This is a genomic window from Ruminococcus sp. 1001136sp1 (assembly GCF_039841815.1).
Classification (GTDB): Bacteria; Bacillota; Clostridia; order Lachnospirales; family Lachnospiraceae; genus Blautia_A; species Blautia_A faecis.
The window spans coordinates 61,890-73,294 of record NZ_JBDPGY010000001.1 but is presented as its reverse complement, the minus strand read 5'-3'; the positions used below and the strand labels follow the sequence as shown (position 1 = coordinate 73,294).

The 11,405-nt window shown below is 46.4% G+C and carries 8 protein-coding genes and 1 pseudogene; all 9 read right to left on the bottom strand.

The window, feature by feature from the left end; genetic code table 11:
* Nucleotides 1-230 (bottom strand): annotated as a pseudogene (locus ABHC48_RS00370) (response regulator transcription factor); the annotation flags it as partial.
* Between the two features lie 119 nt (nucleotides 231-349).
* Entirely contained in the window at nucleotides 350-1,120 is a 771-nt protein-coding gene (locus tag ABHC48_RS00365; RefSeq protein ID WP_118306377.1) for a response regulator, read from the bottom strand.
* Nucleotides 1,121-1,305: 185 nt separating this feature from the next.
* A complete protein-coding gene (locus ABHC48_RS00360; protein WP_117440202.1) occupies nucleotides 1,306-3,690 on the bottom strand; it encodes an FtsX-like permease family protein in 2,385 nt (794 codons plus the stop codon).
* A 14-nt stretch (nucleotides 3,691-3,704) separates the two neighbouring features.
* Nucleotides 3,705-4,370 (bottom strand): ABC transporter ATP-binding protein, encoded by a 666-nt coding sequence (locus ABHC48_RS00355; protein WP_117440201.1) that lies wholly within the window; start codon nucleotides 4,368-4,370, stop codon nucleotides 3,705-3,707.
* 5 nt (nucleotides 4,371-4,375) lie between these two features.
* Nucleotides 4,376-4,636, bottom strand: coding sequence for a hypothetical protein (locus ABHC48_RS00350; RefSeq protein WP_117440200.1), 261 nt, complete (start codon nucleotides 4,634-4,636; stop codon nucleotides 4,376-4,378).
* Nucleotides 4,637-4,766: 130 nt separating this feature from the next.
* A complete protein-coding gene (locus ABHC48_RS00345) occupies nucleotides 4,767-7,142 on the bottom strand; it encodes an ABC transporter permease (RefSeq protein ID WP_158570310.1) in 2,376 nt (791 codons plus the stop codon).
* Nucleotides 7,143-7,307: 165 nt separating this feature from the next.
* Entirely contained in the window at nucleotides 7,308-8,339 is a 1,032-nt protein-coding gene (locus tag ABHC48_RS00340; protein WP_117440198.1) for a HAMP domain-containing sensor histidine kinase, read from the bottom strand.
* Complete coding sequence (locus ABHC48_RS00335; RefSeq protein ID WP_117440197.1) at nucleotides 8,336-9,028, bottom strand: response regulator transcription factor; 693 nt, start codon at nucleotides 9,026-9,028, stop codon at nucleotides 8,336-8,338. Before ABHC48_RS00335 ends, ABHC48_RS00340 begins: the two co-directional genes overlap by 4 nt.
* A 147-nt stretch (nucleotides 9,029-9,175) precedes the next feature.
* Nucleotides 9,176-11,401, bottom strand: coding sequence for an ABC transporter permease (locus ABHC48_RS00330; protein WP_199596371.1), 2,226 nt, complete (start codon nucleotides 11,399-11,401; stop codon nucleotides 9,176-9,178).
* Nucleotides 11,402-11,405 lie beyond the last annotated feature (4 nt).

Sequence of the window (11,405 nt, the reverse complement as noted above, 5' to 3'; positions counted from 1 at the left end):
TCGTAAGTAAAAACACGTTTGGGATTGGCAATGAGCAATGCCAGTATATCAAACTCTTTACTTGTCAGGTTGATAATCTGTTCACGAACCCTGACAGTGCGGTGCTCCAGGCATAGATAAAGCTCGCCTTCCTGTATTTCTGTTAGAGGATTCTTCTTTGCTGCGGAGGAAGTGTGACAGGAATTGAATACCGTTCCATGACAGACTCCTTGTTCCAAAATATATTGCATTAGAGCATTTTTTTGTTCCTCGTTAAGAAGCAGAAATAACTTTTCTCCGATCTGCTTTCCGGATTCTTCTATATCAAAAACAGCTAATGTCCCATTATATCATCACCTCCGTAAAATTTTCATTCCACAAAGAACAAAACCCGCCGGATCAGCTCCGGGATATTTACCGGGGCGGTGATATAGTCGTTCACGCCCTCATGCTGGTATTCATATTCCGTGGCAAGGTCGTTGTTCTCGGTGAGGATAAAGAACGGCAGAAGCCGGACAGGGGGATTCTTCATTTGGAACATCCCCGCCACCCGCCGCAGCGTATGAAACAGCTCCATTGCTGTGCCGTCCGGCAGTTCCAGATCACACAAGATCAGTTCTATTTCCTTATCCTCAAAAATCCGGCGCTTGGCCTCCCCAATCGAGGGAATCAAAATCAGGTCAAAGCCCTTTTGCAGCATAGCAGCCCGCAGCACTTCGGCGCTGGTATCTTCTGCATAGACAAAGAGCAGCTTGTGAAAAGTCGGGGCCTTTTCGCCGGATAACTGCCGGTAGGCGTATTCCACCAGCTTATCTTGCAGCAGCAGCCCTTTCATTTTGTCCATGCACAGCGTCGCGCCCCGGCGCATAGCCTCTTGTTCGTAGTCGTCCTTGTCATGGCAGGACGCCAGAATAAAAGGCAGCTCCTTATCTGCGGCCCGCACCTCGTCCAGAAAGTCCATGCCGGAACCGTCCGGCAGGTCGAGATCACAGCAGACCACCAGCGGCATTTCCTCTTGGATGGCGGCCCGCGCTTCTTTCAGAGTGGAAGCCGTTTTCACAGGGTAGCCCCGGTGCTGTAAGTATTTTTGCAGACACCATGTATAGGTGTCGCTGTCGTCAATCAGCAGTATCTTTTTCATGTGTCCTCACCCCCAATATTGATTTACCACAAGCATAAACTACAAATGTTACACAAATGTCCGAGGTGCCTTCGATTTCGACAAAAAAACAGGCTGAATTGTTACAACGCTCGGACATTTCAAAATTTTTTGAGAAATGGCGAAAAAAGCGGGGCAGCACACGCCGCCCCGCCGATCCCATACGGTTATTCCATCGCCCGCATTTGTTCAATCAGGGATTGTTTTTTCTGTCTGCGGATTGTCCAAACAGACAAGATCAGTTCCATTCCGAACAATACCAGAATGAACAGCCCCATTTCCAAAACCGGGAATTGATATGGCACTACTTTTCCGTGTAGGGTAGCGCTGCCCATTTCTCTGCTTACGACGACAGAAATAGGAAGTCCGACAATCAGGATTGCCAATGTTGCAAAGAACGCATAGCATAGGCCCTCGCAGATATTCATTTTGCATAGCTGTTTTTGGGTCAGGCCAATGGAACGCAAAACACTGTTTTCCTGTTTTCTGGACATCTGATTAGAGAGGGTCGTGTTAATCAGGTTGATAACACCAAAGAGGAATACCAGCCATGAAAGAACCTGCATACTACCAAACGCCACAGAATTTTGTGATTTTTCAGCCGCAATCGCTGTATCTATTTCGTCTAAAGCAAGGTTACTATGTTCGGCTACAATATTTTTCAGTTCAGCTTTTACAGTTTCGTCTTTTTTCGGATCGCTTACAATGCTCCATGAGTAATCAAAAGTAGTAATTTCTGGGTGCAGTTCGCAGAATAAATCTTTTGGAGCAAAGAAAACCGAACCATCTGTATGAGAGCGTCCATGTCCGAAAATCACAGGCATTTTTGAAGCGGAAAACATTCCCGATATTGTAACAGGAATGGATTGCTTACCATCCACAGAAGAAAATTCAACGGTGGAACCGACGCCCATATCTTCAAAATGAGCTGCAATCTTGTCGTGAATTACAATACTATGAGAATCTGTCGGCATCGTTCCCGCTGTCAATGCAGCCTCAACCATAGCATAATTCTGGTCGGTCAGCGTATCACATATTCCCGAATTTTGGTTAGCATCTGTTTTAATGCTGGTATAGAGAGACTGTCTAGCTACGATTATATCCGTGACACCATCAATAGATAAAACTTCCTGTTTTAGTTCCTCATTCAGCGGATTACCTTTTACCAACATTTCTTCCGATAGATCTTGGAGATAGATTTTGTAATCACTGTCTGGAAAATATAGTCTTGCAATTTGTTCTGGTGAGCGTACTAAAACAATGGAGGATACCACCATCAGCAAAATTCCGCCGATACTCAAAGATGCAACTATACTAATTGTCTTTTTTCGGTCACGCTTAAAATTCGCAATTCCCATTGAAACAGGATTGAGTTTGATGTTCTTTTTCCGGCTGCGGATGGCCTTTTGCGCCGGGGTAAAACGGACGGCTTCAATGGGGGAAATCCCTGCCGCAATCTTCACCGGCTTACGGATGGAAATAGATACCATGAGCCAACTGCTTATAAGCGTCAAAATAACCGTTGCCACATAGGAAACAGCGTTAAAGCCCTTGGAAAACAGAAGAAAACCGCCGCATATGCCCAGCACTGTGCCAATCAGAATCCCGATACTGCCGAGTTTGCGTCCCTCGTTCTTTACAATCCGCTTGATTTGCTTTGGGGTCGCGCCAATCGTCCGAAGCTGCCCGTAGCTCCTGATTTTGTCATTGATGGAGATACGGAAAATACTTTGAATTACGATATAGCCGCCGATCAGAACAAGGGCAATCACACCTGCCATCAAGGTAAAGTCGTCAAAGGGTTGTTTGGAGGCATAAGTGAAATACCTGTTGTTCATGCTGGGGGTAGGAAGTTCATATTCCTCTGCAATCTCCCTGCAATAAGAGGTTATCAGTTCTTCACCCAACTGGTCGCTGTTTTTGAAATGGACATAGGCGCGATAGCCAGCCGGGTCAAACCCATTCCATTCTGTCAGGGCAGCTTTGGAAAGGATGATCGCGCAGGTATTCGCTTCTTTTTCATTTACGCTGTCCATAATGCCGGTAACAACATAATCACCATGAAAGCTCTCGGTATCTAAGGTCACAGTGTCCCCGATCTTGGCATTGTTTCCATAGGTGGAAAGAAAGTATTCGCTTACGACAACTTCATTTGCTTTTTCAGGAACCCGGCCCTCTAACAGATTCATTTGCGCCTTGGTAATCTCCATCATTTGCGCGTCGCAATACACATAAGACGCATGATAGCCCTGTTCCGAAAGTTCCTCACCGAGCATATAGTAGCCGCCTACGCGCTCAAACTCCGGCACCCCTTTCAGGGTTTCAATGTCGTTTTCCTCTACGCCCAGCCAGACCGCCTCATAAGTATCGACAACCTGATTGCGCTGCATTTGTGTCAGGGAAGTAGATACAATTCCCGTAAAGCAGATTAGAAACGCCGCCAGCGCAACGGCGATCACCACCATCAGATTCCGGCGCTTTTCACTTTGTAAACTTTTCTTTGCCAGCTTCTTTGTAATGGCGCTGGTATCATTTTCAAAAGGCCATGTCATAGCTTGCCACCTCCTTACTCCACAATCTTTCCGTCCTCAATGCGGACAATCCGATCTGCAAGGCGGGCAATGTCGTTGTTGTGGGTAATCATCACGACAGTTTGCCGGAACTCCGCACTGGTGCGCTTGATAAGCCCCAGCACCTCGGCGCTGGTCTTGCTGTCAAGGTTGCCGGTCGGCTCGTCGGCCAGCACAATAGCCGGTTTGGTAATCAGGGCGCGGGCAATCGCCACACGCTGCTGCTGGCCGCCGGAAAGATTGTTCGGCATATTTTTCAGTTTATCTTCCAGCCCCAGCAGGCGAACGATCTCGTCCAAAAACTTCTGATCCACCGTGTCCCCGTCCAGCTCCACCGGCAGGACGATGTTCTCATACACATTCAGGATGGGAACAAGGTTATAGTTCTGGAAGATAAAGCCGATGTTGCGGCGGCGAAAGATGGTAAGCTGTTCGTCGTTCATTTTTGACAGCTCTTTGTCCCGGACAATCACATTGCCGGAAGTAGGGGTGTCCAGCCCGCCCATCATGTGAAGCAGGGTAGACTTGCCGCTGCCGGAGGTTCCCACAACGGCCACAAATTCGCCGTCCTCCACGGAGAAGTTCACGCCATCAAGGGCGCGGGTGATGTTCGGCTCTGTGCCGTAATACTTTTTCAGGTCGATAGTCTGTAAAATGCTCATAAAATTCAATCCTTTCTTTGTTTGTTGTAAATGTGGAACGCTGCTGCGCCGGTGGCCGCCAACTGCACCAGAATCAGCACAGCGAACAGGCCGAAGCTCTCATAGTAGAACAGTTCATCCCAAAATAGGAGAACATCATAGAGAGCAGTCAAGGCAACCGCCCAGCGGATGTGCCGAGCCAGCCATTGCCGGAACACCAGCACAAGGGCAACGGGTAGGACGATCAGCAGCGCCAGATTCAAAATCAATGTCGGGGTCAGTTCCATTGCGTCGCCTCCTCACTTTTGTTGATAAGGTCATTGTAAAACCCAAATGTCCGCGAAATGTTACAGCGGCCAAAAAATTTCATTGAAAATCGGGGTGAAATGTTACAACGCTCGGACATTTCAAAAATTTTTATGACGATTCCCGTATTTGATCTACCAGAGATTGTTTTTTTATCTGCCGAATTGCCAAATACGAGAAAAGCATTTGGATGGCAAGCATCAGTATAAAATAACTGAACATTTCAACTGTCGGAAAATGATAGCTTACTTTTCCAAAAATACTCATTGCACTAAAGACAGTGCAGAGAAGATACCCGATAAGAGTTCCGCATGATATGGAAAGAAGCAGCACCCCTAATGTATAGAACAAGCCCTCTATCAATAACATTTTTGAAAGCTGTTTACTGCTCAAACCAACCGCTTGCAAAACACCCAATTCTCGCTTCCGTGTCAAGATGTTTGTTATCAGTGTATTTAGCAGATTGATAATGCCAAAAACCCCGATAAACATCACAAAAATGTAGACTGGCATACGATAGTTCAATAGTTTTTCGTTGTATGCCTCTACCCAATCATTCAAGGTACTAACATAGAGGCTGGAAGTCGGTGGAATTATCTTTTGGATTTCATCCTTTGCGGCTGCCCATTTACTGTCATCTGTATCTACAATAAATTGATAATTGAGGTTTTCAATAGGAACGATCTTTGACAGCATTTCTAAAGGAATAAATAGCGTATCATATCCGCCATACGGAATATTAGTGTCCACAATTCCCATTACTTTTACTTCCAATGTTTGTCCGCCAACTTCAATCAGAAGTTCGTCCCCAATCGCTGCATCCCACCCAAAAGTTTCTTTCCACTGTGGGCCATTTTCAATAATAATGCCATTATTATTGATTAGTTCCTGTAAATCTGCTGTACCATCAATCAAGTATTCTTCAAGCAATTTTTGAGAGCTTGGCGTATATGCGTCTGAAACAATCGGTTCAATATCCCCCGTTGGCATACGAACATTCAAAACGGTGCCTTGGTATTCTTTTATTTCTTCCACACCATCTATGTCCAAAATGGATTCTCTAAAATCTTCTGTAAGCAGATTCGATTTTTGGAGTTCTGAATATTGTTCGCTGTTATGTGCCTGCGGCCCGTAATCGCCTAATTCAAGGCGAATTTCTCCGTAAGGAAAACTCCTACGCGCCATCGCTAAAGGATCAATGGAATTAAAATATGCAGAGCTTGCCATCAGCAAAATTCCACATACCCCTAACGACAGGATCGTTAAAGCGGTTTTCTTTCTGTTCCTCGCAAAATTAAGGAATGCTAAATTTTTCGCGGATAGAGAACGATGTAACACTTTTGTACTGTTGGACATTACATCATTATTGCCCGCCATATAACGGACTGCTTCAATAGGCGTAACATGAGCAGCAATTTTGGCTGGCTTAATTACAGCAATCATAACACATAGATACACAAACAGAGCTGTGACAGCGGCAATTACAAATACCATTAAAGTGTTCCAGCCTTGCGGGACAAGGACATATCCCGCTATTGCACCGGCTAATATTCCAATCGGAATACCAATTCTGGAAAGATGAAATCCCTCTCTAAAAACGATTCTTTTCATTTGTTTTCCAGTTGCCCCTATTGTCCGCAGTTTTCCATATTCTTTTGTTTTTCTGGCTATGGACACATAAAACAGGCTGTAAATAACAAGAGTACAAGCCAAAGCGATAATAAGACTGATAAATGCTATTACAGTGATATATTGACTGCTTCTCTGTTCAATGAGAGAAAAATAATATGTTGAAAACTGCATTTGCTCCGGCTGTATTTCCAATTCTCTGCACAATGTTGATAATTCAGCTTGTATAGCAGCCTTAGACCAACCATCAGATTCATTCAAACGGATATAAGCGGAGGATGCCGGTTCGCTGATCTTGTTTTCAATATAAGACTGCGACACGAATACGGAATAATTTGAATTTTCGACAGGCAAAATACCACATAAGGTATAATCTTTTTCTCCATCTCCCAGATTTAACGATATAGTATCGCCTATGGATTTGGACAATCCAGCTCTATCAAGAAACGCCTTTGTGATAGCAATTTCATTTGTAGATTTGGGCAATTCTCCCTCTAAATCAGGATATTTTGCTAATTTCATTAGTGTTTCATCCATTGAACGAACGGTTAATTTGTAGTCCCCATAAGATACTAAACCCAATAAATGACTTACACCTACTTGAACCCTATCGTCATTTACTAATTTCGTAATGGTATCATTATCGACTTCATTGATAATTGCTTGATAACGCCCAGCCGCATCATTTAATGATTTTCGCTGCGAAGCAAAAAAATACAAGGTCGTTGTCATTATCAAGCAGGTAGCTAAGGCAATCGTAATGATAATGAGGATGTTTCTACTTTTATCTGCTTTTAAGTTTCGTTTTGCCAACTTTTTTGTAATGGCACTTGTATCGTTCTCAAAAGGCCATGTCATAGTTGTATCACCTCCATATTTGATAAGGGTATTGTAAAACCCAAATGTCCGCGAAATGTTACAGCGGCCAAAAAATTTCATTGAAAATCGGGGTAAAATGTTACAATGCTCGGACATTTCAAAAAAATTTACGGCGGGCAGCCGGAAATGGCCGTCCGCCGCGTTCTATTTTGTAGGCAGCATAATGGAAAATTCCGAACCCTTGCCCGGCTCCGAAACCACTTTGATATAGCCGCCCTGCCGCGTTACGATCTCGCGGGCCAGATACAGTCCAATACCCACACCTTGCTGTTCGTGTACTTCTTCCTCACGATAGAAGCGCCGGAAGATGGCGGCCTGATTGCTTTCGGAAATGCCCTTGCCAGTGTCGGTCACTTTGATCTCCACATACATTTCCCACAGCACCACCGACACAGCGATTTTCCCGCCCGCCGGGGTGTACTTCACCGCATTGTCCAGCAGGTTAAAGAGGGCTTCGGATGTCCACTTGCTGTCATGGGAAACAGTCAAATCCTCCGGGCAGTCCACGGACACGGCGATTTCCTTTTTCTCCGCTGCATACACGATTCCACTCATGGCCTGTGCCACGGTATCAAAAAGGCGGCCCGGTTTCTTATCCAACTGGATTACGCCCGTTTCCAGCCGGGAGGTTTTCACAAGAGCCTGAAAGAGAAAGTCCAGCTTATCCGTCTGGCTGCGGATTCCCCGGATAAAGTCGGTGCGCTCCGCCTCGGTCATAGGCTTTTCCAGCAGGGTGTCCGTCGCCATTTTCAGATTGCTTACCGGCGTTTTTACCTGATGGGAAATATCTGATACAAGGGTCTGTAACTCCTGTCGTTCCTCGTCCACCCGGCGGCGGTTCTCCTGCATGATCTGATAAAGCCTTGCCAGCCGGTGTCCAATTCTGGCAAGCTGGGTTTCGCTGTCCTCCGGGCGCTGAGGCGCTTCATTCCCGGCGATCATGTGGTCTAAGGTCTGGCACAGGTCAGCGGTAAACTGCGACAGCCGCTTTCCAAACGCCTGCGTCAGTACAAAAATCCCCACAAGAGCGCACAGCAGCAGCGCCCCGCCCGTCAGCAGCACCGCAATCTGTTTTGTCACAAAAAACAGGACTATGGTGATCCCGGACATGAAGAGGACAAGCCCCATTGCTACCCGGCCAAACAGCCGCTTTACCGAGAGGTTTTGAAACTTCATTTTGCCTCGCCTCCCGTCCATTGATAGCCCATGCCGTAAACAGTTTTGATGTAGGGCGCGCCGCCGTCGGATTCGATCTTACTCCGAATCCGGCTGATGGAGGTTGTCAGGGTGTGTTCGTCCACATACTTCTCGTCTATATCCCACAGCTTTTCCAAAAGCTGCCCACGGGTCAGCACTTGCCGGGGATTTTTGCGGAACAGGTTCAGCATTTTATACTCCATCGGGGATAGGGTCAGGGGCTTACCATTTAGGGAGGCCGTCTGCTCCGAGAAGTCCAGAAACAGCCGCCCGTCGTCGTAAATGTCCTTAGCAGGCTTGTGGTGTTCCAGCATGGCGAACATGGCTTTGATTTTCCGCTGCAAGGCCCCGATCACAAAGGGCTTTGTGATGTAGTCCACCGCGCCCACCTCATAGCCCCGTATCTGGTCGCTCTCCTGATCGTTGGCGGTCAGGAAAATCACAATGGTGTCCGGGTGCTGAGGCTTTATCAGCTTACATAGCTCAAAGCCGTTTCCGTCCGGCAGGTTGATGTCCAGCAGCACTAAATCAAATTCCCGCTGGCGGATGGCGTTGGCTGCGGTTCTGGCATTTAGGGCAGAAGTCACGCCGTAGCCGTCTGCGGTCAGGTTATAGGCCAACATCTTATTCAAAAAACTGTCGTCCTCGACAATTAAAATCTGCTTCATATTCTCACTTCCTTTGCTTTTTGCAGATAGTATAACAGGCAAATGTCCGCGAAATGTTACAGCGGACAAAAAATTTTAATTTTTTGCATTTCTCTGTTATAGCAGTTCAAAATAACAACTCTATTATAGGCAGTTATCAAAGGTTTATCAATGCGGCAACTGTAAACAGATCCTCTGCCAAAAACTCTTAAAACTACTGGCAACCGAAGAATTTTCACTCACATAGCTGCTCAAAAATTCTTCCATCTGCGGCTGCAAGGCTTCCTCTACATTGAATCCATAAGTCAGCAGCGTGGGAGCGTCATAGATTTCCTTAAATACAGTATCCGGCAGATACACAAAAGGAGCATCAGCGGCGATGTGTGCCTGAGCGGTGGTGCCTGTCGGCGTTTCGGTTTCCGTTCCCACAAGAATTGCTTTTGCAAGGATGGTGCTGGTTTTGACCAGTTCCCCATCCTTGTAGAAGGAAATGCTCTCTCCAACCTGTAACTGATCGGTCAGCGGAGTGTTCCTTGGTTCCTCTGTCAGTTTGTCGATGGGGCAGCCAATAATGACATATTCTCCGGTAGCCATTTTCTGCGTTAAGGTTTCGGCATCCTTTTCGCCTTCAAAAATACGCATATCCGCCCAGAAATTTTCGGAGGCTCCCATCACATTACCAAAATAGCGCCTTTCGGTATCAGAACTTGTGTACAGGCTATATCCCTGATAGCTTTGATTTACGACGCCTTCTTCCTCATGGAATAGCTCTATGCCGCTTAAATCTTCAAACCCATAGTCAACCAGCACATTTCTATCGTCTTTTGTATTTCGGTAAAGATAGCGTTCATCCTCAACTCCGGGCTGTCCGGCAATCAGATCCACCGCCTGCTGTGAGAGCGTATCTTCATGGTGCTGAACGCTTTTCATTACATTAAATGCGGCGGAGTTATAGACATTAAAATCTGTTCTGGTGACACGGTTTACCCACTTTTCTTCATCAAGGCTTTGCGTCACAATGATGATAGAGTTAAACAGGACGATGCACAGAAGCAGGGAAATAATAATAAACGCTGAACGCCTGCGGTTGCGCCCTAAGTTGGAAAAGGCCATACGGGACAGCTTTACCCCATTGGTTCGCTTGGCACTTCTCTTTTTATAGGCGTTCTGCTCAGTGTAGCGGATCGCCTCCAAGGGAGAAATCTTTGCCGCCTTTTTTGCAGGCTTCCGGGTGCTGATAAACACGGTCAAGATTGTAAAGAGAGCGGCGATAACAAAGATCAGAGGCGAGGTCGATACGGATGTACCCACCATAGAGTATTCAAGGTTAATAATCTCTGTCACGATAGGAAGCAGCACCCAACCGGCAAAGAAACCGGCGATCAGACCAATAGGCAGCGCAATCAGCGTGAGCCAGACCGCCTGACGGTTCACAATGCCCTTGATCTGCCGTGTGGAAGTTCCAATCGTCCGCAGCAAGCCGTATTGACGAACATCCTGCATCACAGAAATATCAAAGATATTGTAAATCAGCAGGTATCCGCACACGACAAACATCAGGATAAATACAACAGCAAGCACGATGGACTCTGATGAAGTCAATCCCTGGGACATTTGATTTTCAGAGGCGAGAATGAAATTGTCTGCGCCCATATTCTCTGGATTGCCGCCAATGGAGTAAACGAACTCATTCAACTGCTGCTGAATATTTGCTTTATTCTTCAGCACAACATCGGAAAAAGTAACGCCGGATATTTCATGGTCTACCGCATAAGTGTTCTGGACCACATCGGGGTTTTCCTTTATAAACTGCTCTGAAACAGTCGCAACGCTCACAGAGTCATTGCTTGCTTCCCACCAGCCGGAAAGCACCATATCATAATGATAAGTTTTCCCCCGCAGTTCAAATTCCAACGGAACCTCTGCGCCGATCTCAGATTCTACACCCAGCGCCTTCAGCGCCAAATCCGTGGTGGCGATCTCATTCGCTTTCTCCGGTGCAGTTCCGTGGGTAGGCACACAGAAGGTCAGCTCCTGCTGCACACTGTCCGCGTAATTGATCTCAATGGAATGGCTGGAAGTATTGCTTGCATAGCCAATGATACGCCGGTGGCCTGCCTGCTCCACAAAATCGCTGTTTACAAGCTGCTCGTACTGTTCCTCCGTCATATACCCCAAAGTGCCATCCGCCTTGCTGCCTTTCTGCATTTGCAGAGAGAGTTGGATGGAGGACGCCATATTGAACGCCAGGGAAGTGATAGAGGTAAACAGGAAAGCGGTCAGGATGATTGCCAGCAGCGCAGCCAGATTGCGAACCTTATTCTTCTTGAAATAGCGTTTGGATAACTTGGTTATCACTTTGGAATTATTGTTGCCAAATAAAATATCATTCATAGTC

Coding starts and splice junctions, on each gene's coding strand:
- ABHC48_RS00365 (WP_118306377.1), bottom strand. CDS start 1,120: ATGAAAAAGATACTGCTGATTGACGACAGCGACACCTATACATGGTGT.
- ABHC48_RS00360 (WP_117440202.1), bottom strand. CDS start 3,690: ATGACATGGCCTTTTGAAAATGATACCAGCGCCATTACAAAGAAGCTG.
- ABHC48_RS00355 (WP_117440201.1), bottom strand. CDS start 4,370: ATGAGCATTTTACAGACTATCGACCTGAAAAAGTATTACGGCACAGAG.
- ABHC48_RS00350 (WP_117440200.1), bottom strand. CDS start 4,636: ATGGAACTGACCCCGACATTGATTTTGAATCTGGCGCTGCTGATCGTC.
- ABHC48_RS00345 (WP_158570310.1), bottom strand. CDS start 7,142: ATGACATGGCCTTTTGAGAACGATACAAGTGCCATTACAAAAAAGTTG.
- ABHC48_RS00340 (WP_117440198.1), bottom strand. CDS start 8,339: ATGAAGTTTCAAAACCTCTCGGTAAAGCGGCTGTTTGGCCGGGTAGCA.
- ABHC48_RS00335 (WP_117440197.1), bottom strand. CDS start 9,028: ATGAAGCAGATTTTAATTGTCGAGGACGACAGTTTTTTGAATAAGATG.
- ABHC48_RS00330 (WP_199596371.1), bottom strand. CDS start 11,401: ATGAATGATATTTTATTTGGCAACAATAATTCCAAAGTGATAACCAAG.